Here is a 23,027-nt window from a genome sequence, read left to right as displayed (position 1 = left end):
CTTACTCCGTTACCCAATTCGCGCGGCGTTTTTGCAAAAACGCATTGAGGCCCTCTTGACCTTGTTCAGAGACTCTAAGCTCAGCTATCTTTTCGCTAGTCATAGCGATTAACTCGTCGGTAATCGGCTTGTCCTGTACTTCAAAAATAAGCTCTTTGGCTGCGCGAATGGCAGCAGGAGAGTTTCTTAGAATGTGCTCGATGAGATCTTCAATGGTTTTGTCTAGTTCTTCTTCTACTACCGCTTCACTAAGTAGCCCTAAACGTCTTGCACGTGTGGCTGAAAAAACTTCAGCAGTAGCAAAATAGCGCCTTGCAATTCTGGCACCTAGTGCATCGATTACATAAGGGCTTATCGTGGCGGGTGCTAATCCAAGCTTTACTTCACTTAAACAAAACTTACTTAACTTGCTACCAATTGCCATATCACAACAGGCAACTAAACCTACTGCGCCTCCAAAGGCTGCGCCTTGTACTCGCGCAATGGTGGGTTTATTAATAGTATTTAGAATAAAAAACATCTTAGCCAGGGCGTTAGCGTCAGCCAAATTTTGTTCATAGCTATAACCTGCCATGCGCTGCATCCAATTTAAATCGGCTCCCGCGCTAAAACTTTTACCAGCAGCAGCCAGTACCATGACACGAATATCTTGGTGCTGATCTACTTGGCTAAAAATAGCGGTAAGTTGCTCTATTAACTTATCATCAAAAGCATTGTGGATTTCAGGCTGGTTTAAGGTGACCGTTGCCACACCTCTGCTATCTATTTCAAATAAAACTTTATCGGTTTGATTCATTATTTTTTCATCCTTACATTCTAAAGACGCCAAACCGGGTGTCCTCAATGGTTTTGTTTAAGCTTGCGGATATACACAAACCTAATACCTGACGAGTATCAGCCGGATCTATTACGCCGTCGTCCCACAATCTGGCTGAGGCATAATAAGGGTGTCCTTGGGTTTCATAGGTATCAATAATGGGTTGTTTAAACTGGGTTTCTTGTTCTGCACTCCAAGATTCGTTGACGCGCTCTTTTTGTTCACGTTTAACTTGTGCCAGCACCCCCGCCGCTTGTTCGCCACCCATTACTGAAATACGCGCATTAGGCCACATAAACATAAAACGTGGATCGTAAGCTCGTCCGCACATACCATAGTTACCGGCCCCAAAACTGCCGCCAATCAAAATCGTAAATTTAGGTACTTTGGCACAGGCAACTGCGGTCACCATTTTGGCGCCATGTTTTGCGATACCGCCAGCTTCGTATTGTTTACCAACCATAAAGCCAGTAATGTTTTGTAAAAACACCAAGGGAATTTTGCGCTGGGCGCATAACTCGATAAAATGTGCCCCTTTTTGGGCAGACTCTGAAAACAAAATACCGTTGTTGGCAACTATGCCCACTGGATAGCCAAAAATTCTCGCAAAGCCACATATCAGTGTTTGACCATATAGTGATTTAAATTCATCAAACTCCGAGTTATCTACCACTCTGGCGATCACTTCTCTTACATCATAAGGCTGTCTAGTGTCTTTTGGGATCACCCCATATATTTCGTCGCTGGAATAGGCTGGTTCAACAGGTTCGCGCACGTCAAGCTCAATGGTCTTTTTGCGGTTTAATCTGGCAACTGCATCTCTGGCAATTTTTAGGGCGTGATTGTCATTATTGGCAAGGTGATCGACTACGCCAGAATTACGGCAGTGTACATCGCCGCCTCCTAAATCCTCTGCACTGACCACTTCACCAGTGGCAGCTTTGACTAATGGAGGGCCACCAAGAAAGATAGTACCTTGTTGCTTGACGATAATTGATTCATCTGCCATTGCGGGTACATAGGCTCCACCCGCTGTGCATGAGCCCATCACAACCGCAATCTGTGGAATATTTTGTGCCGACAAGTTTGCTTGGTTGTAGAATATGCGTCCAAAATGTTCTCTGTCGGGAAACACTTCATCTTGACGCGGTAAGTTTGCACCACCAGAGTCCACTAGATAGATACAAGGTAAATTATTTTGCTCTGCTATGGTTTGAGCCCGTAGGTGCTTTTTCACGGTTAAAGGGTAGTAACTGCCTCCTTTTACTGTGGCGTCGTTGGCAACAATCATACATTCAACGCCAGAAACACGCCCAATCCCTGCTATTACACCAGCAGCGGGTACGCAGTCTTCATAGACTTCAAATGCAGCAAGTTGCGACAACTCTAAAAAAGGTGAACCGGTATCAAGTAGAGCATTAATTCGCTCTCGTGGAAGTAATTTGCCACGGTCAAGGTGTCTTTGATTCGCTTTTTCGCCACCCCCTAGTTTGATCGTTGCAATTTTATCTTTTAAGTCATTGACTTGCGCCTGCATGTGCTGCGCATTAGCCACAAAGTCTTGGCTCTTAATATTTAGCTTACTGATTATTTTTGGCACAGTATGGCTCCAGTTTTTTGCTTTAGGAGGTTTAAAATCATTACTACTCTGACTCTTTAAACAATTCTCTACCAATTAACATTCTGCGGATCTCAGAGGTGCCTGCTCCAATTTCATATAATTTGGCATCACGTAATAATCGACCTGCTGGAAATTCGTTGATGTAGCCATTGCCACCTAACAATTGGATCGCGTCAAGGGACATTTTTGTGGCTAATTCTGCTGAGTAAAGAATGGCTCCAGCTGCATCTTTTCGGGTGGTTTCACCTCTATCACAAGAGCGCGCTACCGCATAAACATAAGCTCTAGCCGCGTTCATCTGGGTATACATATCAGCGACCTTTCCTTGGACTAATTGGAACTCTCCAATAGATTGACCAAACTGTTTTCTGTCGTGGATGTAGGGCACGACTAAGTCCATACAAGCTTGCATAATACCTAAGGGGCCACCTGACAAAACCACACGTTCAAAATCCAACCCACTCATTAAAACACGTACGCCGCCACCTTCTTGACCAAGAATATTTGCTGCTGGAACCTCGCAATCCTGGAACACTAGTTCACAGGTATTGGAAGAGCGCATGCCTAATTTATCGAGCTTTTGCGCTTGGCTAAAACCTTGAGTGCCACGTTCAACTATAAATGCTGTCATGCCTTTAGGGCCGGCGGATAAATCGGTTTTGGCATACACTACATAAGTATGTGCGTCGGGACCGTTGGTGATCCACATCTTATTGCCATTTAACACATACACATCACCGCGTTTATCCGCTCTGAGTTTCATGCTTACCACATCTGAGCCAGCGTTTGGTTCACTCATAGCTAACGCACCAATATGTTCACCACTGACTAGTTTCGGTAAATATTTCTGCTTTTGTGCATCGCTACCATTTTTGTGTATTTGGTTAACGCATAAGTTTGAATGAGCACCATAACTTAAACCTATGCCGGCTGAAGCACGGCTAACTTCTTCCATAGCAATAACATGTGCCAAGTATCCCATGTTGGACCCGCCGTATTGCTCTGCAACCGTTACGCCTAACAGGCCCATTTCGCCTAATTTGGGCCATAATTCGTTAGGGAAACCATTTTCTTGATCGGCTTTTTCAGCTAAAGGAGCAATTTCACCTTGGGCGAAGTTGTAAACATGATCACGCAACATGTCGATGTCGTCACCGAGACCAAAATTTAAGGTTGGATAAGGGGCATTCATGCGATTTGTCCTTGAGTTAAGGCAGTCAGTTCTTCTTGGCAACGGGCTTCCACGTCTTCTAGTTCAGTTTTTAACATGGCAATATCTTCAAGTTGTTGCTGCATATAGGCGCGCTTTTCAGCTGTCATTTTGAGCATTTCTTCAAGCTGAACTTTTGAATTTTTGTGACTGTCGTATAGATTAAATAAGGTTTTGGTTTCAGCTAGGGAAAACCCTAGACGTTTACCACGTAATATCAGTTTCAGGCGAACTTGATCCTTTTTCAGATAGATTCGATTTTGGCCATTTCTAGTGGGTTTTAGTAAACCTTGCTCTTCGTAAAACCGAATAGAGCGTGGTGTAATGTCCATTAATTTGGCTAGTTCGCCTATGCTAAAAATCTGTTCACTCATAATGTACTCATATATAGTCAATATTTTGTTAACAAGGTTTACGTTTACGTAAACTGAAAGTGAATGTAAAGTGTTAGAGTTTTAAAATCAATATTGGAATGGCGTTATTGTGAAACTCAGTGATTGCAATAACTCACAAAGCGTGCAAATTCCTGTACGCCAGTGATATAAATACGTAGTTAATAGAGCAAAGTTTAGGAATTTTTATGTCTGATGAATCAATTGTAATAGTTGCAGCAAAACGTACACCTTTAGGCGGCTTTGTAGGAAGTCTAGCGCCGATGACATCAACGGAACTGGGAGCCTGTGCTATACAAGCTGTGTTGCAAGAAACACCAGAATCTGCAGCCGTTGTGTCAAATATAGATGAAGTCATAATGGGTTGTGTATTGCCAGCCGGACTTGGACAATCTCCTGCAAGACAAGCGTCTTTAAAAGCGGGTTTGCCGCTTGCTACTGGTGTAACCACTATCAACAAAGTCTGTGGCTCGGGCATGAAATCCGTTATGTTGGCCCATGATTTAATTAAAGCGGGCACAGCTGATGCCATAGTTGCCGGTGGAATGGAAAGCATGAGCAATGCACCCTACCTTTTGCCAAAAGCGCGTTCTGGTTATCGAATGGGACATGGTCAGGTACTAGATCATATGATGTTAGATGGCTTAGAGAATGCCTATGATGGACAAGCTATGGGATGTTTTGCACAAGCGACAGCTGATGCCGAAGGGATCACCCGTGAACAAATGGATGAATTTGCCTTATCTAGTCTACAAAAGGCTAACGATGCGCAACAAGCGGGTTTGTTTAACGATGAAATCTCTGCTGTTACTATCAAAAGCCGCAAAGGCGACACTTTGATTGATAGTGATGACGGCCCTAAACAGGCTAAACCAGAAAAAATACCGTCGTTGCGCCCAGCATTTAAAAAAGACGGTACTGTAACTGCTGCCAATTCAAGTTCAATATCCGATGGCGCGGCGGCGCTATTAGTGATGTCAAAGAGTAAAGCACACCAGTTAGGATTAACTCCTTTGGCTAAAATAGTGGCACATAGTTCACACGCTATTGAACCTGAAAATTTTACTGTGGCACCAGTGGGCGCGATTCAAAAATTATTAGAGAAGAGTCATTGGACACACGAAGACGTTGATTTATTTGAAATTAACGAAGCCTTTGCCATGGTCACTATGTTGGCCATTAATAAGTTGGGGCTCGACCCCGATAAAGTGAACGTTAAAGGTGGGGCTTGTGCCTTGGGACATCCTATCGGTGCCTCGGGTACTCGGGTTATAGTGACCTTACTACATGCACTTAAACAGAGAAATCTGAAAAAAGGTGTGGCTTCTTTGTGTATTGGAGGTGGAGAAGCGACTGCCATTGCAGTTGAAATGCTCTAGGTAAAAATTCGTTTTAGTTAGTACATAAGCAGTGTTATTTTGAACACTGCTTTTTTATTTTAGAGACAACTATCTTGAATCGATTATTCGCCATATCGCTGTGTATTTTTTCGTTCGCCAACAGTGCCGCCGAAACTGTTATAGAATTTCCTAAAGTAGCCAATGATGTTGACTATGCAAACGCGGCTAATTTATCTTTCACGCCAGCGGCACAAAAAATAACTTATGGTGCAGATCCATTACAATACGCCTTGCTGTGGCGTGCTACTTCACTTGAAAACACTCAACGAAAACCTCTAGTTGTTTTAATCCATGGCGGGTGTTGGTTAAGTGCCTACGATATTCAACATACTTTTGCTTTAAGTACAGGATTAGCTCAAGCCGGTTTTAATGTGTGGTCGTTAGAATATCGTCGAAGTGGCGATTCAGGTGGGGGATGGCCTGGCAGTTACAAGGATATAAAAGCAGGGATCCTTGCCTCAGCTAAGTATAATAATGGCGAGTTTGATTTAAGCGAAACTGTGTTGGTCGGGCATTCGGCTGGAGGGCATTTAGCCCTACTTGCTGGTGGAGCAATCAAAGGGCTAAAAAGCGTAATTGGTTTAGCTGCAATTACTGATATTGAAGAATACGCAATTGGCTCAAACAGCTGCCAACAAGCCACGAAAGACTTCATGAATGGTATGCCAAAAGAAAAAATCTTTGATTACGAAATGGCGAATCCAAGTAAACAAGCGTTACATCCCAATACCCTTATTTTGCAAGGTGGCAAAGACGCTATCGTACCTGGATTCGAATTGGATAAACTCGATAGCCAAGTCATTATGTTAGATGGAGTAGGGCACTTTGATTGGATACACCCTGGTTCTGAAGCCTTCGATACGCTTATTAAACAATTAAACGGGTTACTAAAATGAATTTTGATGAAATTAGAGCCCTAGATGAGGCGGATCCATTGGCAGATAAGCGCCTTGAATTCGATTTGCCAAAAGATGTGATTTATTTAGATGGTAATTCACTAGGAGCATTACCTCGAACCGTGAAAAGCCATTTGTCAGAGGTGGTCACTCAGCAATGGGGAAATGACTTAATCAAGAGTTGGAACAGTCATCAATGGATTGACCTTCCGATAAAAGTGGGTGAAAAAATAGCTCCCATTATAGGCGCCGCGCCAGGGCAAGTAATTTGTTGTGATTCTATCTCTGTAAATTTATTCAAGTTGTTATGCAGTGCGCTAGCCCTTAATTCAAAGCGTAAAGTGGTATTGTCTACTGAGGATAATTTTCCAACTGATTTATATATGGTGCAAGGAGTAAGTGATTTACTCGGTGAAGATTTATGTCATCTACAGTTGGTAAATGAGCTGGATATAGAGCAACACTTAACCGATTCGGTGGCGGTGCTATTGTTAACTCAAGTCAATTTTCGTACTGGTAAGTCATTGGATATGGCAAAATTGACTCAACTGGCCCATGACAAAGGTATACTCGTAATATGGGATTTGGCTCACAGTGCAGGGGCTTTACCCGTTGCATTAGATCAATGTGAGGCAGATTTTGCTGTGGGTTGTGGTTATAAATACCTAAATGGTGGGCCAGGTGCACCGGCGTTTTTATATGTAGCGACGCGCCATCAACAGCTTGTTAAACAACCATTGTCTGGCTGGATGGGCCATGCAAAGCCTTTCGCTTTTGACCCTCTCTACCAAGCCAGCAGTAACATTAACCAATTTCAATGTGGCACCCCAAGCGTTATCGCTATGAGTGGTTTAGACGTGGCACTAGATGTTTGGCGCAATGTAGATATGTTGACCATTCAAAGCAAATCAGCGTCCTTAGGACAGGTGTTTCTTAGGCTTATGCAATCACATCAATCTCTAGACGACTTGACCTTGTGCTCTCCTGTTGACGCTAGGCAAAGAGGGAGTCAATTGGCGTTCTCACATAACGACGCCTATGCAATTTGCCAAGCGTTAATTGAAAAAGGTGTGATTGCTGATTTTAGAGCGCCCAATATGATTCGATTTGGTTTTACGCCACTTTACACGTCGTTTGAAGATGTGTGGCTGGCGGTATCCACCCTTAAAGAAGTGGTAGAAAGCAAGTTATATCAAGCACAACGTTTTAAGGTTGCATCAAAAGTAACCTAGGATTTGAGACTGATTAGGAACCGATATGCAAACTGATAAAATCGTCATTATCACAGGGGCAAGCAGAGGAATTGGTGCGGCAAGTGCCAAAATTTTTGCTCAAAATGGATATGCTGTGTGTATTAACTTTCTAAACAATAACCAAGCCGCACAACAACTCAAAAATGAGCTCTTACAATACACACCTAAATGTATCACTGTGCAAGCGGATGTGTCTAAATCTTCAGAAGTGCAAGGGTTATTCGATGAAGTTGACCGTAAACTGGGGCCAGTCTCGGTATTAGTTAACAATGTAGGGATATTAAAAAAACAGTGCCGCTTTGACGAAATAGAGGAACAAAGATTTACTCAAGTCTTGAACACTAATGTGATGAGTTGCTTTTTGTGCTGCAAACAAGCAATCAAACGTATGTCCACAAAATATGGAGGGGGTGGTGGCACTATAGTCAATGTGTCTTCTGGCGCGGCGAAAAGTGGCTCGCCTAATGAATACGTAGATTATGCCGCTTCTAAGGGGGCCATTGATAGCCTTACAAGAGGTTTAGCATTAGAAGTTGCAGCCGAAGGTATTCGAGTCAACGCGGTTAGGCCTGGTCTGATACACACTGACATTCATACCTTAGGGGGTGAGCCTAATCGAATCGACCGGCTTAAATCTAAAATTCCAATGTTAAGAGGTGGTGAAACAACTGAAGTTGCTGAGGCTATTTATTGGCTCGCTTCACAAAAGTCTTCATTTGTTACCGGCAGCTTCATCGATATCACAGGGGGTTTATAAGTTATTTGTGACACCGTCGCTAAAGCGCTGTAACTGCGAGTATTTGGGTTTAAGCTGGCATTTTTCAACTAAATAGTTGGCCTTTGCAACAACGCATAGCGTTTGTAGATATCTCTAAGCTGTGATTAAAGTTGATTTTTATAAAGCGTCTAATGTTGTACGTATCTTGTGATACCTCTCTTGCTGCACGTCATTCAACTTACCATTTTCGATTGTTTTAATGCATTTTTTAAGTACAGAGTCCGATACCGGTGTGGTACCTAATTTTGCCGCTTTAGATGAAATGGCTTGCAACAAATTGAGGGCAATAGATGCGTTTTTAGGCATAATTGTAAAAGCTTGCGTAAATACCTCTAACGCATTGTCGATGTCACCTTTGTGGAAAAAACCGACAGCGGTATTGTTGAGATCTTTTGAACTGGTTTTAATTGTCGATTTTTCGTGTTTTTCTTGGGTAATGTATTGCAAGAAAACTTCACTTTGGTCGGAGCTATCATTGCAACGCTCTTCGATTTGTTCCAACACGGCCTGTGAACGTTCGAACAACCCGACATCATGAAAAATTTTGGCTTTGTCTAACAAAGCATCAATTCCTTCGTGTTCCCAACTGTCTTCATCTAATTTGTTGAGCAAGGATAAAGCATTATCTTTTTCGTCTTCAAGATATAGTAGTCGAGCGTTAACAACCTTCATCTGCTCTTGGATGTCCGCTTTAGGAAAAGCCTGTCTTAGTTGCCTAATGTACTCATTAGCTTGTTTGATGAGTTTATCAGTATCAGAAGCGTCTGTAGTCATGGCATAGTCGATACCAGCTCTTGCTACATTTAAATAATTTTCAGGCATATCATGAATGGAATTCTTGGCAAATCTAACAATCTTTTTTGCGGCTTCGAATTGAGTTTCATAATCATGAGTAATGCGAGAAAGATCTAAGGCCGTCCTATGTCTGCGTATACTTCTTGGGGAAATTTCGGTGGCCATCATGACGCTCTCAAGGGCGGTATCGAAATCATTCTGTTTGATTTGTAAAGCCGTTAGCAAATCATAGGCAGCGAGCTGCGAGTCTGGTTTAAATGCTAATCTTAATACCAATTTTTCTGCAGATTCATCTTCATCAAGGTGCAAATAACTGTTAACTAAACCCAATTGCGCCCAAGTAAAGGTTTGTACTTTTAAGATGGCTAAGTAAAAGTCTTTGGCCATTTTGAAGTGGCCGCAGGCTGTGAGCATTTCCCCTTTAATTTTCAAAGCTAAAGGGAAAAACTCTGAATGTTTGGGGTCGCCTAGGAACAATTCGACCTCAGATAGAGCCTGTGCATACTGATTCTTATCAATGCATAAATAGACTCCGTGCAAAGCTTTTTTACGGGCTAAGACGCGGCTCAATCTGCGATCTAAATCTCTTACAGTAAAAGGTTTAGCCAAAAAATCGTCGGGTTGTAATTCAATTATGCTTTGCACTAAATCAGAATTGGTATCTGCGCTAATAAATACAAAAGCGGTGCTAAGCGGGAGCTCACCATTGGTTTTAATTTCATCGTAAAAATAATAGCCATCCTGCTCGTGTTTTACGTTGTAAGAGCAAATGATCAAATCAAATTTTTGGCTTCTCAACGTGGTTAATGCAAGGTTGATTTTATCCACATAAGTAATATCGCTAAACCCCAACTCCTCTAAAGAATACTTCATGTATCCCTTAGCCAAGGCTTGATCATCTACGATAAGTACTTTGGTGTTTTTAGCTAATTGTGAATTCATTGGTTACCGGTATTGCGAACGTTCTTAAAGGTTATCGTATTTACTGTTGAAATAATAAGGCTAAAACAAAAGAAAATCTGAATTGATAGAGGGATATCTTAGATCCACAGCATCGATATTTGATAGTTGCTAGATTGGGCAACTGTCAAAATCTGAGATTTGGGTAGGCTAGTGGTTATTGTGGTTAACAAGGTTAGTGATACCAGTATTGTTATTCACAGTGTTTAGATATGTGAATACATGAACAAAAATAGCGACTATTCGTTCAAAACCGCCTTAAGTGTGTGATTGACGATGGTTTCTAAGATATAAGTTTTGTCATGTACGGTTTTCAAGTTTTAGTGCTTGTTGTTTGAAAAATACATATAAACTCTGAGTGCCATATTCATCAGTATTCATGTCTTCACCCATTGCTGTGAGGAAAAATTCGTAAGGACCAAAAAGTTTTTGCGGAATAAAAAATCGACCGAACATCAGGGAGAGTTTTCTCAACCAATCGGGGTGTGTTTTTATAATAATGGGTCGCTTTAATGCTAAAAAAGCTAATTTGGCTATTTGACGGTGGGACAGGGTTTTTGGACCCCCGATATTGATTGACCGATTTGATTTAGACTCCCAGTCATTTTGCAAAATTTTTAACATTTCAATCGCGAGATCGTCTCCCGAAATAGGATTGAGCTTTTGCTCTCCACTGCCAAATAAATGCACTTTACCACTTTTCGCCATCTTCAAAAAATCAAGCATGTCTGAATAAAACCCAGTTGGACGAATAATTACAGAGGATACTGTCGACACGGATAATTCTCTAACAAAGCGCTCTTTGGCTTTGCATAAAGCGACATCTTTAAAAGTGTCACCTTTATATACCGATACAAACATGAATTTTTCGATGCTGGTTATTTCAGCCTCGCGTAAAATGCAAGCGTTTATCCTATAGTCAACCTCGTCATATGACAGACCATCTTTTTGTTTTGTGATCCCTAAGGTGGAAATAATGCCAGAGCAGTCATCTAATTTACCGCTTAGCGGCTTGTTTTTATTAAAACAAACGGCGCGCGTTTCAACATCAGCAAATTCTCCTTGTTGAAAACCCTGCCTATCGCGCACAAATGCGACAACAGCTACACCTTTTTCTATAGCCGCGCGAACAATAGATTTACCTAAATAACCACTGGCACCAAAAATTGCGATTTTGCTCATTATGTTCATTCTCCTAGGTTTTTATGGGAAATCTAAACCGTGCTAAGTCAACTTAGGGTGAAATTATCAAGATGTGTATCTAAAAAGGTGAGCGCTTCGATTTTCGATTAAATTTCACCACTGCTTTACCTTGCGGCAATTAATCTTGTCCTGAATATCAATTTTATTAAAAGGTAATGAGAGATGAACTTACTAAGCACAACCATTATTTACACCCTAGCCATAGTGCTATTTTTGTGCGGCTGTACAAGTATAGAATCGACACAACCAAACCCTAGTTTGAATCCTGTAACAGTAACGATTTATCGAGATAGTGCGTTACAAGGCAGCTTAAGTTATGCCTACGTTGGTTGGGATAACAAATATTATGGTAAGTTAGCCACTAAACAATACACAGTGTTTTCAGTGCCTGAAGGTATACAAGAATTCAGGGTAAAAGCTCATGCGGATGTGGCTAATCAGTTGACGCTTAGGGTTTCACGCCATTCTTCGGTTTGCATTATGGTTCAGGTTAATCCAGAAAATATTGTTGGGGTAAATTGGCTAGTTCCGAGTTATGAGTTGAAACAAGTTGAATGTTTGTCTAGCCAGCAAATTGGCACGTATGAGAAAGTTTAATTGTACCCAATCGCGATCATTCTCTGACCGCCTCAATCGTCTGCTATATAGCGATTACTGAATGGATGAACTATTGCTTAAGGTAATGTTGAGTTTGATATCGAATGCTACCTTGACTCGTGTATGCGTTTTCTGCTGCTGAACACTGGGTTGAATTGGTTTTTCATAGGGTTTTAATCATGAATAAAATCCAAATCCTGTTCAATTGGATTTCTCGGGATTTACGTGCCAACTTCTTTAATATAACAAGCTTTTCATCCTGCACAGCCAGCTGATGTTTTAAGGGAGCATTATCACATGCGAGGGTATTTTCTCAGCCAGATGTGGAAGCCTTATTCCGAGTGAATATGCGCCAATAATAAAGTTGTGATTTGGCACCACTCTATTCTCTAGCTACTTGAACAAAGCCAATTTTATTCACAAGCTCTAACGCTTCTTATTTGAATTCATGTGTATAAGAATCGCGTGCTTTCTATGTTCTGGTCAACTCCAACCGGACACTTTTCTAAAGGAGTTCTCATACTCAACGGGTGATTGATCGCCGTTCGACGAATGCAACCGTTCCACATTGTAATATTTGATATATGCAGCAACATCTTGCTTCATATGCTCTCTTGTTGGTTGCGCTATTTTGAACAACCAATCATGCTTTAAACTGCCGAAGAACCTTTCTACAACAGCATTATCCCAACACGCACCTACATCACCCATACTTGCCCGGCAATGAAGGTTCTTCAACAGGTTTCTAAAGCGTTTACTCGTGTATTGTGAGCCTCTATCGCTGTGAAAAACGATGCCTTTTGGTGGCTGTCGTAGCCTATGCGCTTTCATAAATGCCAACTCGACCAAATCAGTAGTCATGCGTTTTGACGTATGCCAGCCAACAATGCGCCTGCCAAATAAATCCATCACGACAGCCAAATACTGCCAGCCTTCGCCCGTTTTTAGTAGAGTAAGAGACCAAGCGTAGTCGAACTATTTCTCAGCCTCTCCTCACCGAACCACACGTGCACCTTTCAGCGCATGCGGCTCTCCATTTAATGCTAGCTAACAGCCATAGCAACATCTTTGTAGCGTGATGTGATTGTATTTCTTTCTTCAAGCCTAAGATATGGGTTAATTTCTGGTAAACGCCACATAAAGCGCATTTTGGGGCTGCTTACTAATCTAAATAGTGAAGCGCCGCATACATTCCCCTTGTTTGATTTACCATATACAACCCATGTTGTGGCGTGGTTAGCAGAAGGTCGTCTTATCCATTTCATCATTAACGATTTAATAGAGCAGCGATACTTTCGTGCTAGCCATTTGGCCAGTTTCCAGAATACAATGCGGTCGATTTTACTGTAAACCTTAGCAGTAAAATTAGTGTGCCGATAAAATTGAGACCAGCCCTTTAACTTGCGGCTGATTTGCTCTACTTTATCCACTTTGCTACAAGAGTGGTCACTCGACAAGGCTTTGCTGAGCGAGTGCGAGAACGCTTTAGCTTTGCCGTGAGGAATGCCCGTCACCACACGCATATTGCCCTTTGGCCCTCGTTTTCTGATGATGCGATGGCCAAGGAAAATAAATCCATCGTTAACATGTGTCACATGAGTTTTCTCCATGTTCAATGTTAATTTAAGATTGCCTTCAAGGAAGCTCCGACATTGGTCACGAATGACCAATGCTTCTGCCTTAGTGCCTTTGACGATTAATACAAAGTCATCAGCATAACGACAATAAGCAACAGCAGGTTTCCATTGTCGGCTCTCTTCAATAGCAATGTTGCGCTTATCCTGTATGGTGCGATTCCAGTACCAGCGGTCTTTTCGCGCTTTCTTTGACAAGTAAAGTGAATCTAGATGTTGGTCGAATTCATTTAACATGATATTCGACAATAAGGGTGATATCACTCCACCTTGCGGTACCCCTTGGCTCGTTGCACAGAATAAATTACGTTCGATATGACCTGCTTTCATAAAACGCCAAAGCAAGGTGTTAAACCGATCGCAACTAATGCGTTTACGCACACAACTCATCAATAATTTATGATGAACGGTATCAAAGTAACTTGATAAGTCACCTTCAATTACCCAGCGTCCTCGCTTATCGGCAGGATCAGTTAATTGCAACTGCACTGTTCGAATAGCGTGGTGGACACTACGCTCTGGTCTAAAACCGTAAGATAACGAATGAAAATCGTTTTCCCATATTGGCTCCATCGCCATGAGCATGGCACGTTGTACAATTCTGTCTTGTAAGGTAGGAATACCCAATGGGCGCTGTTTCCCGTTGGCTTTTGGAATGTATACTCGCCTTGCAGGCATCGGTTGATAATCACCCGACAGTAGAGATCGTCTAATTTCTTGAAGGTGATTATCGAGGTTTGCTTGCATGTGCGATTTATTTACACCATCAACACCAGCGGTTTTCGCGCCCTTTGAAGAGAGCGTAATAGTCGCTGCATGGTGCAACCATTCAGGATGACTGATAAGTTTCAAAACACGATTAACGCGGCGTGTTTTATCAGTCGATGTCCATGTTGCTAATTTGCGTTGCATTTCGCTGATTATCAAAGGTCTTCACCATATTACTATTAACATAGAAGTCAGATAATTTGCTCGCGCAAATACAGTAAACTGCGTCCCTTCGCCATGTAATGGGCTTTCCCCATCTCAGACTACTACGAACGCTCCGCCAACTTGCATGTCATCGGGGTCTGCTCCCTTAGCATTCATTACAAGTCTTCCTCGGTTCACCTATTTGAACTCAAACATAGTGGGGTGGATGCCGATCGCAGTCTTTAACCTTATCGTACTGTAAGGTGATAGTGCTCAAGTACAGAATTGTGATTTTGTACTCATCCATTGATAAGAGCCTACATGTAACTTACCAACTCGGTAACATCGACGCTACTTGTAACGATGTCTCAGCACCATATTACCTGTTAATTCGTGTAGGCAATGGCGACGTTTCAGCCCATAGATGCGGGTTAATCGGTTCATGTTCTTCATCCGTCCACTACTTAGTCTAGAAAAGCATCTTGGCTTAACGAATTCGCCTCACTCCCCGTTGTCAGCGAGTTACATCACCTTATCAGCATACAATAAGTCACTGCCGCTCAGACTCTGCTACCTGCACAACCAGATAACGCCATAAACAAGCTAGCTCCTGCCATTTTATTTATGAATTTCAAATAGACTCGTGGTTCATTTAAGCATTCCTTGCTAGTGCTGAACTCCGAGCACACGATAGCTCACATCTCCGGCCCACACTTGGTTTGGCCCGGTCGGGTTAAAATTCATGTTTAACAAATTGTCAGCAACAGCATCGCTATGCTTGCGCTTCGTTGTCACTTTGTAAGCCACGCGCTGCTTAACTATTAAGCCAAGTCGTTTCATCAAGTTAATGACACGATGTCGAGTTATTTTAAAGCCTTCTTTGCGAAGTTTTTTCCCAAGCTCACGGCTCCCCAAACTTTCTCTACTTGCTTTAAATAGAGCTTTGGCCATGCGATGCATGTTAAGCGTTTCTGCGCTTATTAATATCGCTGGGCGCTTGCGCCAAGCATAGTAAGCTGACTTGCTTACTCGCATCACTTTATATGACATTGCAACCGGGTACTGTTTACCTAAACTTGTTATAAATGAATACTTTACTTCATTTCCTTTGCAAAAAACGCTGAAGCCTTTTTTAATATTTCGCGTTCCATTTCTAGGCGTTTTTTATCTTTCCTCAGTTGAATGAGTTCAGCACGCTCATCTGTCGATAACGCAGAATCTTCATTTTGCTGTTTGAACTTAGCTACCCAGTTATAAAGTAGCTTATCCGTTATATTCAATGACGCGGCGGCCTCAACAACTGAGTAACCTTGCTCAATCACCAGTGAACCCGCTTCTTGCTTAAAATCGTTTGGATATTGTTTGTTAGTACGTTTAGTCATTTTGACACCTCAATAATTGGATTTTATCCTTTATTGAAGTGTCCGGCTAATTCAACCACAACAGAATTCTTACTCTATTAATGCAATACACTTGATGAGCTACAAACATTGGTCAGGGAATCAATAAGTACTTACAACGAAATGAGGCCGCACTTGAGTTTAGATATGAAAACACCTAGCGAAGTGCATATAATGAAAAGCCAGCAAAAAATGCCGGCTTAAAACCGTCAACTTATTCTAGGAGGGGAATTTTGCTCACTCTTCACATAATGTATCCCCACAATTGTAGCCATAACAATATGATATAGTGTACTGGCAGGTGTAAGGTTTACAGCAATATTATTTTCTTCATCAAGTTGGTCTATATAACGTCCATCATAAATCGCTGAATTTGCGGTTGGGCCCTCAATAGCTGTGGACTGAGACATACAAAAATAAAAATCAAACAAGGTTTGGATACCCTTACTTGCGAGTAATTCGTATTCTTGTGCTTGTTCTCTATTTGCTTCAGCTTGAGCAATACTCGCTTTAATAAGTTCAGTAATTGGCCACAAACGTTTACTCGACTTAATGACTTGACCATCGTGTTCAACTTGATCAAAAACCAAACAGGTATCTTCAAATAAACCAATTTTTATGGCTTTGTCAAATAAAGTATTGCAGTAACCCGAAACATCGGTTCCCGTTAATTTTTGATACCATCTGAGTAACCATACCCATTCAAACATATGCCCTGGCTCGATAATATTCCCCATTGGTCTACATGCCAAGGTCCAATCTTGTTCAAAATGCTCTCGCACTACACCAACGTCATGATCGAAAAAACAACTTTCAAATAAGGTAAAAACTTGCCCTGCCTTTGCCAACCACTTGGGATCTTTTGAAATATCAAACCAAGTTAAAAAAGCCTCAAACAAGTGCATGTGCGGATTTTGCCTTCGAAATTCAGAGGGGTAGTCCCCCTCTTGCCAGCCACCAAATTTCCCTTTAAATTTCGATTCAATATGTTCTAAATATTGATCTGCTAGTTTCAACTCGGTTGATTTTCCGAAAGCTTTAAACTGATACGCGCTAGCCAATAAGAAAAACGCAAAATCATAGGTATCTTTCTTTTGCTCTAGCACTCGTCCATTTGGATCCAAAAGGTGCGCATAGCCTACGCTATTTGGTGCAGTTCTCGCGTGTTTATCCAAGAAATGTTGGATCTTATCGACAGTCATATTCTTGTCATGTGACCAACCCATTATTTGAGCACATGAAAACACGAAAATTTGTCTAGATTGAACTCGAGAACGCATATTCGCGTGGTGATCTGGAAATCCATCTCCACATAGTTGTTCGTATACCGAACCATTTTGTGGGTTTATGCCACAGTTAGTCCACAATGGTATAGCTTTATCTTTAACCCAAGACTCTAAACGATCTACATGCTTTTCTAAATCTAATCGTACTTCCACAGAATATCATCCAAAAACAATTGCACATAAAATGTAACCCGTTACATTTTAAAGTTCAACCCATTTGGATTGATTCTTTTGTAGTTACTAAGGTTGTGGAACTGAAGTGCTCTTTCGGATAATAAATTCGATTGGCAAAACATACTCTGATTGACTAGGGGACTCACCGTCAATAATTTGGAATAGCAGTTCAGCTGATTTTTTTCCTATCATCTCTGCTGGCTGAGACACGGTTGTTAAAGCTGGATCACAATATTTAGAAAACTCCAAATCATCAAAACCAGTAATAGATAAATCTCTAGGTATAGATACTCCCTTGCTCTTAAATCCTTTAATAGCGCCTATTGCCATTTCGTCGTTCATACAAAAAACTGCTGTGGGCCTTTGTTCAACTGGTATCCTACAGAAAAATTCAGAAGCGTTCATTCCCGACCAAAATGAGAAGTCACCTTCAGTCACAATTCTGTCATCAAACTCTATTCCTGCCCTTTTTAGCGCTCGCTTATAGCCACGTAACCTGTCAATTGAATGAGGGTTTTTAACGAGTCCTGAAATTACTCCAATGCGTTTGTGACCGATTGATATCAAGTAATTGACAACTTCCTCCGCAGCAGAGACATTGTCTATTCTAACTGATGGATAAGGTGTGTTTTCACATCCACTCGCATTAACTGCCGAAACGAAATCAATGGGCAGAGCTGAATCATCTTTGGTGTATGGCCTAAGTTGAATTATGCCATCAGCCTGTTTTGTCTCAACCAGTTTAATGTAGTCAAGTTCTCGACCAGAGGAATCTCTTGTATCGCCTAACAACACATTAACTCCTCGTTTTTGCGCTACTTCTTCTATTCCCTTAATAACGGTCGTAAAAAAGAGGTTAGCAATATCTGGAACCAAAACAACAATACAATTTGCCGTCTTGTTTCTAAAACTTTGAGATAGCATATTGGGTCTATATTGTAGTTTCTTAATAGCTGCATTTACCTTTTTAAGAGTAGATTTAGATACCTTTTCAGGGTGACTTATTGCTCTCGAGACTGTAGCAATAGATACTTCAGCTGCTTTAGAAACATCTCGAATTGTTGACATGCGTTACCTACTTTTCGTCAGACACATTTGAATTTTCTCTATTTTTAACATTATTTTGAAACAATTTACATTCATTTGGCTCCATTCTTTTACATGCCTACAAAATAAAGCTTGATAACCGGTTACATATATTTCATTATTAATAAAATGTTAGTAACCGGTTACAAATGCTGATCGCAGTTTTACAATTTGGATCGCTTGGCGTGTAATCTGATGACTGGACGAATAGAGAATAGTCTATGATTTTATCGTTGCTAGACCTCATAATTATTTGCCTCTTGGCTTGTGTCTTTAGATCATTGTTGACTGAAGTAGATGACATGGATGTTTTAAATAACTTTTATCTCAAGACTCGGCCATGGGGTTTCTGGAACCCCCTACTTATTGAGTGCCAAAGAAACAATCCTGATGTAATGCCCAATCAAAACTTTGCAAGAGATTCTACTAATGTATTTGTTGGTTTTGTATGGCATTGAGGTCTTATAGCGGCGCCGATTTTTCTAGTAATACAACAATATTTACCTATGACCATTTCTTTGAGGGTAGTGATTGTTGCTTCAATTTTCTCAAAAGTAAATTGGTGGAATAAAATGGAAGACTACCCCGAAGATATGAAAACAATCAGTAGAAAGAAATAGATTTTCAAAATCGGTTTGTTGGGTTTTTACTTTATTTGAAAAAGTAAAGTGCGCCAATAAGAACAGATGATTCAATGAGGCATAGATGAAATATTCACAAAAAATAGATAGTTTGCTAGCTAACCAAGAAGACTTGTTAAGAAAGCAGAATTCAGAGCAGGATAGTACTAATGGAATCTATCAACGATGGAATAATCCAATTATAACTCAAGCGCATATTCCAATATTGTGGCGTTATGATTTTGATGAAAGAACAAATCCGCTGTGTATGGAAAGATTAGGAATTAACGCCACATTTAATTCGGGAGCCATTTATTTAAATCAAAAATATTACTTGGTAGTAAGGGTTGAGGGAAATGATCGAAAGTCATTTTTCGCAGTTGCAGAAAGCAGTAGTGGTGTAGATAACTTTAAATTTTGGCAGCGACCAATGTCAATGCCAGAAACTAAGAACCCGGATACTAATATCTATGATATGAGATTAGTTCAGCATGAGGATGGATGGATCTATGGCTTATTTTGTACTGAAAGGAAAGATCACTCTTTACCTAATGATCTCTCGGCTGCTGAAGCTCAATGTGGTATTGCTCGAACCAAAGATTTAGATATATGGGAACGTTTACCGGACCTAATCACATACACTGGACAGCAACGTAACGTGGTACTTCACCCCGAATTTATAGACGGAAAATATGCTTTATATACCCGCCCTCAAGATGGATTTATCAATGTTGGAAGTGGAGGAGGAATTGGATGGGGTTTGACAGATTCGATGTTTAACCCAGAAATTAAAGAAGAAGTGATTGTTGATGGAAAAATCTACCACACAATTAAAGAAGTAAAGAATGGCCAAGGTCCGGCGCCTATAAAGACCCCAAAAGGTTGGTTGAATTTAGCTCATGGCGTAAGAAATACTGCAGCGGGTTTACGTTATGTTCTTTATATGTTCATGACCGAGTTGAAACGACCATGGATTGTTACTCATCGACCTGGCGGACACTTTATTGCTCCTGAAGGTAATGAAAGAGTCGGAGATGTATCTAACGTAGTCTTTTCCAATGGCTGGACTGTCAATGAAAATGAAGAAGTCAATATCTATTATGCGTCCTCTGACACTAGGATGCATGTAGCAACAAGTTCAATCGAGCAGCTTGTTGATTACGTGATAAACACTCCGGAAGATGGATTCTCGTCAGCATGTTCAGTGAAAACCATCAATGAACTAATAAGTAAAAATTTGTATTATCAGGAGCGCGAAAGTGAATAATTGTGATACCACAATTCACCCTTTCGCCCATGAGTATTTAGATCAAGAATGCCATGATATTGCCAATTGGTGGCTAAACAATAGTATCGATCACAGCAATGGTGGTTTTTTTGGAGAAGTTGATAATAACAATCAACCAATTGAGGGAGCTAACAAAGGGATAATATTGAATACTCGTATTCTTTGGTTCTTTAGCGAGTCTGCTAGACATTATTCAGATGACACTTATTTAGAAATGGCTAAACGTGCTTATCAGTTTTTGCTTAATTTTTTTGACGATAAAAAGCACGGTGGGGTCAAATGGGAGTTAGATTATAAAGGCAATACATTGTCAGACAAAAAGCAGACATATGCACAAGCATTCTCTGTTTTTGGTTTAGCTGCCTATTTTCAATGCACTAAAGATCAAACTGCACTTGATAAAGCCTTAAGTTATTTTGACTTAATTGAAGATAAAACAGTGGACCAAAATTATGGAGGGTACTTAGAAGCCTTCGGTGGAGCTTGGCAACCACTGAACGATGTAAGACTAAGTGAAAAAGATAAAAACCTTCCTAAGAGTATGAACACCCATATCCATATTTTGGAAGCTTATACTGCTCTATATCGCGCAAGTAAAGAACATCGCGTTGGATTAGCGTTACGAAATTTGGTCTCACTTATTTGCAATAAAATCATTGATAATCGAACATTTCACCTGCGTTTATTTCAGGATTTTGATTGGAAGGATATGTCTGATAGTTTTTCATATGGGCATGATATTGAGTGCAGTTGGTTGGTTTGGGACGCTTTAAATGCATTGGAAAGAGAATCACTAAAGAATAAATATAAGCCCTTTGTCATTAAAATGGCTGAGATATGCTTGGAGCAATCCATAGGTGATCTAGGTCAAGTTTGTGACAAATATACTTTTTCAGACAGCAGGAAACATTTTGAAAGTGAATGGTGGGTTCAGGCTGAATCTCTAGTTGGCTTTATGAATGCCTTTCAACTAAGTGGAGAAACAAAATTTTATAACGCAAGTGAAAAAATATGGAATTTTACTCAACAACAACATATTGATTCAGAGAATGGAGAATGGTCTTGGAAACCTAAGAGAGAGCAGCACTTTGGCAAGAGTATGTACAAAGCGGGATTTTGGAAAGGTCCTTATCACAACGGGAGAGCAATGATGGAAACTGCAGAAATGTTGAGAGTAGTAGGGGCTTATCAGGGGAGAACTCACCGTGCTGTGGTTAATTAGTGTTTTACTTGTCATTGTAAGTTTCCCATTATTGGCGTTTGATAATTTCATTACATCAGCATTCAAATTCCATAGTTGCGTTTGCTATAAGCGCTTCAGTTCATCTAGCTCAAGAAGGAACATCCGTGATAGTTCCCCAACCGGTTTATTTACAGGCAATCAGTCCAACCAATTAACGATTAAGTCGCGATTGACAAAACAATGATGGAAAAAATTATGATTACACGAAGACATTTTTTAAAAAACGCTGCTATTGCACCCATTGCACTCAGTTCAAGTCATGTATTTGCCAGAGCTAAAGATAAACCGGCTATTGACACATCTGTGAATAAGCGTATCTCCCTCTCGCAGTGGTCCTTTCATCAATCTATTCTCGGTGACAGTAAAGCGGATTACGAAAAATTTAAGAAAGTACTTCATAGTCGACCCGACGATGTTTTGCTCGGTAGTTTAGATCCTCGTGATATCGCAAAAGTAACAAGACAGCTAGGATTGGAATCGATTGACCTTGTGAATGTATTATTTTTTGGACATGCTATGGATAAGCCATGGTTAGATGACTTTAAATCGAGGGCTACGGACAATAGTGTACAGTTTCAAGTATTAATGTGCGACGAGACCGGTTCATTAGGGGCGAGTTCCCCTAAACAAAGACAAGCATCGATTGATGCACATATTCCTTGGTTAGAGACTGCAGCTTATCTAGGTTGTAAACAGCTGAGGGTCAATGCATACGGAGACGGAACTTACTTACAACAGTTGAATCAATGCGCAGAATCGCTTGATAAGTTAGCAACTCGAGCACAAGCATTGAATATTGAACTGTTAGTGGAAAACCACGGTTATGCATCTAACAATGGTGCTTGGCTTGCCATGCTTATGGAGCAAACCAACCATAAAAATCTAGGGTTGTTTTCAGATCTGGATAACTTTTTCATGGGTGGCTGGGATCATAAACCAGAGAGACGCTATGACCGAGTACAAGGGCTAATGGACTTGGCGCCATACACTAGAGGCGTCAGTGTTAAAGCGCATGATTTTGATAATCAAGGACGAGAAATAACATTGGATTATAAACGATTTTTTAAAATATTTGAAAATGCTGGATTTAGTGGCTATTACAGCGCAGAATTTGAGGGCAGTCGTTTAACTGAGCAAGAAGGCTCGGAAGCGACAATTGCCTATGCTAAAAAAGCATTAGAGAGCACTTTAATTTAGGAATTTTGCATATTCGATACGATTCAATCAATTATTTTTTGATTGAATCGTATCTTCAGTATTTCTATTTACGCCTATTGTCTAAAAGGTAAAGATTGCTATTAATTACAGCTGCTCGCTAACCTTGTCTGCTTAGTGGGTGATGACAGCCTTACCATCTCGACCAAGTGAAAAGAAGACTTTCCCTTGCTACCTTTATTTTCAGTTTTATTAGGCGTTCCATCTTCATTTAGAAAAAAGTACTCACCACCATTCATCCTATCGA

At 40.8% G+C, this 23,027-nt stretch carries 19 protein-coding genes and 2 pseudogenes; 9 read left to right on the top strand and 12 right to left on the bottom strand.

Annotated elements, in window-relative coordinates; genetic code table 11:
- Position 1: 1 nt before the first annotated feature.
- The 4 genes from KO534_RS19760 to KO534_RS19745 are packed head-to-tail and all read right to left on the bottom strand — an operon-like array spanning position 2 to position 4,022.
- Positions 2 to 796, bottom strand: coding sequence for an enoyl-CoA hydratase/isomerase family protein (locus KO534_RS19760; protein ID WP_215932464.1), 795 nt, complete (start codon positions 794 to 796; stop codon positions 2 to 4).
- A 13-nt stretch (positions 797 to 809) separates the two neighbouring features.
- On the bottom strand, positions 810 to 2,417 hold the full coding sequence (locus tag KO534_RS19755; RefSeq protein WP_215932461.1) for a carboxyl transferase domain-containing protein: 1,608 nt from the start codon (positions 2,415 to 2,417) through the stop codon (positions 810 to 812).
- Between the two features lie 43 nt (positions 2,418 to 2,460).
- Entirely contained in the window at positions 2,461 to 3,630 is a 1,170-nt protein-coding gene (locus tag KO534_RS19750; RefSeq protein ID WP_215932458.1) for an isovaleryl-CoA dehydrogenase, read from the bottom strand.
- The gene (locus KO534_RS19745) at positions 3,627 to 4,022 is read right to left on the bottom strand and encodes a MerR family transcriptional regulator (protein WP_215932456.1); all 396 of its coding nucleotides are present in this window, start codon (positions 4,020 to 4,022) and stop codon (positions 3,627 to 3,629) included. Before KO534_RS19745 ends, KO534_RS19750 begins: the two co-directional genes overlap by 4 nt.
- 206 nt (positions 4,023 to 4,228) lie before the next feature.
- Here KO534_RS19745 and KO534_RS19740 point away from each other — a divergent pair, with 206 nt between their 5' ends.
- From KO534_RS19740 to KO534_RS19725, 4 genes are all read left to right on the top strand, one after another.
- Complete coding sequence (locus KO534_RS19740) at positions 4,229 to 5,419, top strand: thiolase family protein (protein ID WP_215932454.1); 1,191 nt, start codon at positions 4,229 to 4,231, stop codon at positions 5,417 to 5,419.
- Positions 5,420 to 5,493: 74 nt separating this feature from the next.
- Positions 5,494 to 6,336 carry an alpha/beta fold hydrolase gene (locus tag KO534_RS19735; RefSeq protein ID WP_215932452.1) on the top strand — a complete coding sequence of 281 codons (843 nt, stop codon included), beginning with the start codon at positions 5,494 to 5,496 and terminating at the stop codon, positions 6,334 to 6,336.
- Entirely contained in the window at positions 6,333 to 7,568 is a 1,236-nt protein-coding gene (gene kynU, locus KO534_RS19730) for a kynureninase (RefSeq protein ID WP_215932450.1), read from the top strand. Before KO534_RS19735 ends, kynU begins: the two co-directional genes overlap by 4 nt.
- A gap of 25 nt (positions 7,569 to 7,593) precedes the next feature.
- Positions 7,594 to 8,346, top strand: coding sequence for an SDR family oxidoreductase (locus tag KO534_RS19725; protein ID WP_215932448.1), 753 nt, complete (start codon positions 7,594 to 7,596; stop codon positions 8,344 to 8,346).
- A 138-nt stretch (positions 8,347 to 8,484) separates the two neighbouring features.
- Here the strand turns inward: KO534_RS19725 and KO534_RS19720 are convergent, their stop codons facing one another.
- Together KO534_RS19720 and KO534_RS19715 are read right to left on the bottom strand one after the other, a co-directional pair.
- Positions 8,485 to 10,104 carry a response regulator gene (locus tag KO534_RS19720; RefSeq protein WP_215932445.1) on the bottom strand — a complete coding sequence of 540 codons (1,620 nt, stop codon included), beginning with the start codon at positions 10,102 to 10,104 and terminating at the stop codon, positions 8,485 to 8,487.
- Positions 10,105 to 10,422: 318 nt separating this feature from the next.
- Complete coding sequence (locus tag KO534_RS19715; RefSeq protein ID WP_215932443.1) at positions 10,423 to 11,304, bottom strand: NAD(P)H-binding protein; 882 nt, start codon at positions 11,302 to 11,304, stop codon at positions 10,423 to 10,425.
- Positions 11,305 to 11,487: 183 nt separating this feature from the next.
- Between KO534_RS19715 and KO534_RS19710 the strand changes: the two genes are divergently transcribed.
- A complete protein-coding gene (locus KO534_RS19710) occupies positions 11,488 to 11,922 on the top strand; it encodes a hypothetical protein (protein ID WP_215932441.1) in 435 nt (144 codons plus the stop codon).
- Positions 11,923 to 12,405: 483 nt separating this feature from the next.
- On the opposite strand, the pseudogene KO534_RS19705 reads toward KO534_RS19710, so the two are convergent.
- From KO534_RS19705 to KO534_RS19690, 4 genes and pseudogenes are all read right to left on the bottom strand, one after another.
- Positions 12,406 to 12,879, bottom strand: a pseudogene (locus KO534_RS19705) (IS3 family transposase); the annotation flags it as partial.
- 86 nt (positions 12,880 to 12,965) lie between these two features.
- Positions 12,966 to 14,483, bottom strand: a complete 1,518-nt coding sequence (gene ltrA / locus KO534_RS19700; RefSeq protein WP_354667965.1) for a group II intron reverse transcriptase/maturase — start codon at positions 14,481 to 14,483, stop codon at positions 12,966 to 12,968.
- Positions 14,484 to 15,134: 651 nt separating this feature from the next.
- Positions 15,135 to 15,518, bottom strand: a complete 384-nt coding sequence (locus KO534_RS19695; protein WP_215932439.1) for an IS3 family transposase — start codon at positions 15,516 to 15,518, stop codon at positions 15,135 to 15,137.
- A gap of 44 nt (positions 15,519 to 15,562) precedes the next feature.
- Positions 15,563 to 15,850, bottom strand: a complete 288-nt coding sequence (locus KO534_RS19690; protein ID WP_215932437.1) for a transposase — start codon at positions 15,848 to 15,850, stop codon at positions 15,563 to 15,565.
- 63 nt (positions 15,851 to 15,913) lie between these two features.
- Between KO534_RS19690 and KO534_RS19685 the strand changes: the two are divergent.
- Positions 15,914 to 16,072: pseudogene (locus KO534_RS19685) on the top strand (integrase core domain-containing protein); the annotation flags it as partial.
- A gap of 5 nt (positions 16,073 to 16,077) precedes the next feature.
- On the opposite strand, the gene KO534_RS19680 reads toward KO534_RS19685, so the two are convergent.
- Both KO534_RS19680 and KO534_RS19675 read right to left on the bottom strand, forming a co-directional pair.
- Positions 16,078 to 17,307, bottom strand: coding sequence for an AGE family epimerase/isomerase (locus tag KO534_RS19680; protein WP_215932435.1), 1,230 nt, complete (start codon positions 17,305 to 17,307; stop codon positions 16,078 to 16,080).
- 87 nt (positions 17,308 to 17,394) lie between these two features.
- Positions 17,395 to 18,396 (bottom strand): LacI family DNA-binding transcriptional regulator, encoded by a 1,002-nt coding sequence (locus KO534_RS19675; RefSeq protein ID WP_215932433.1) that lies wholly within the window; start codon positions 18,394 to 18,396, stop codon positions 17,395 to 17,397.
- A gap of 723 nt (positions 18,397 to 19,119) precedes the next feature.
- Between KO534_RS19675 and KO534_RS19670 the strand changes: the two genes are divergently transcribed.
- From KO534_RS19670 to KO534_RS19660, 3 genes are all read left to right on the top strand, one after another.
- Positions 19,120 to 20,301, top strand: coding sequence for a glycoside hydrolase family 130 protein (locus tag KO534_RS19670; protein WP_215932430.1), 1,182 nt, complete (start codon positions 19,120 to 19,122; stop codon positions 20,299 to 20,301).
- The gene (locus KO534_RS19665; RefSeq protein ID WP_215932428.1) at positions 20,294 to 21,544 is read left to right on the top strand and encodes an AGE family epimerase/isomerase; all 1,251 of its coding nucleotides are present in this window, start codon (positions 20,294 to 20,296) and stop codon (positions 21,542 to 21,544) included. Before KO534_RS19670 ends, KO534_RS19665 begins: the two co-directional genes overlap by 8 nt.
- A gap of 216 nt (positions 21,545 to 21,760) precedes the next feature.
- A complete protein-coding gene (locus KO534_RS19660; protein ID WP_215932426.1) occupies positions 21,761 to 22,762 on the top strand; it encodes a sugar phosphate isomerase/epimerase family protein in 1,002 nt (333 codons plus the stop codon).
- The last annotated feature ends 265 nt before the right edge of the window (positions 22,763 to 23,027 follow it).

The sequence above is a fragment of the Paraglaciecola arctica genome (genome assembly GCF_018861065.1).
Taxonomy (GTDB): Bacteria; Pseudomonadota; Gammaproteobacteria; order Enterobacterales; family Alteromonadaceae; genus Paraglaciecola; species Paraglaciecola arctica_B.
The sequence above is the reverse complement of the archived record's forward strand: the minus strand, read 5'-3'. Positions and strand labels throughout refer to the sequence as shown.

What these genes read in the sequence shown, in the direction of transcription:
- KO534_RS19760 (WP_215932464.1), bottom strand. Translation starts at nt 796, where the DNA reads ATGAATCAAACCGATAAAGTTTTATTTGAAATAGATAGCAGAGGTGTG.
- KO534_RS19750 (WP_215932458.1), bottom strand. Translation starts at nt 3,630, where the DNA reads ATGAATGCCCCTTATCCAACCTTAAATTTTGGTCTCGGTGACGACATC.
- KO534_RS19745 (WP_215932456.1), bottom strand. Translation starts at nt 4,022, where the DNA reads ATGAGTGAACAGATTTTTAGCATAGGCGAACTAGCCAAATTAATGGAC.
- KO534_RS19740 (WP_215932454.1), top strand. Translation starts at nt 4,229, where the DNA reads ATGTCTGATGAATCAATTGTAATAGTTGCAGCAAAACGTACACCTTTA.
- kynU (WP_215932450.1), top strand. Translation starts at nt 6,333, where the DNA reads ATGAATTTTGATGAAATTAGAGCCCTAGATGAGGCGGATCCATTGGCA.
- KO534_RS19725 (WP_215932448.1), top strand. Translation starts at nt 7,594, where the DNA reads ATGCAAACTGATAAAATCGTCATTATCACAGGGGCAAGCAGAGGAATT.
- KO534_RS19720 (WP_215932445.1), bottom strand. Translation starts at nt 10,104, where the DNA reads ATGAATTCACAATTAGCTAAAAACACCAAAGTACTTATCGTAGATGAT.
- KO534_RS19715 (WP_215932443.1), bottom strand. Translation starts at nt 11,304, where the DNA reads ATGAGCAAAATCGCAATTTTTGGTGCCAGTGGTTATTTAGGTAAATCT.
- KO534_RS19710 (WP_215932441.1), top strand. Translation starts at nt 11,488, where the DNA reads ATGAACTTACTAAGCACAACCATTATTTACACCCTAGCCATAGTGCTA.
- KO534_RS19695 (WP_215932439.1), bottom strand. Translation starts at nt 15,518, where the DNA reads ATGTCATATAAAGTGATGCGAGTAAGCAAGTCAGCTTACTATGCTTGG.
- KO534_RS19690 (WP_215932437.1), bottom strand. Translation starts at nt 15,850, where the DNA reads ATGACTAAACGTACTAACAAACAATATCCAAACGATTTTAAGCAAGAA.
- KO534_RS19675 (WP_215932433.1), bottom strand. Translation starts at nt 18,396, where the DNA reads ATGTCAACAATTCGAGATGTTTCTAAAGCAGCTGAAGTATCTATTGCT.
- KO534_RS19670 (WP_215932430.1), top strand. Translation starts at nt 19,120, where the DNA reads ATGAAATATTCACAAAAAATAGATAGTTTGCTAGCTAACCAAGAAGAC.
- KO534_RS19660 (WP_215932426.1), top strand. Translation starts at nt 21,761, where the DNA reads ATGATTACACGAAGACATTTTTTAAAAAACGCTGCTATTGCACCCATT.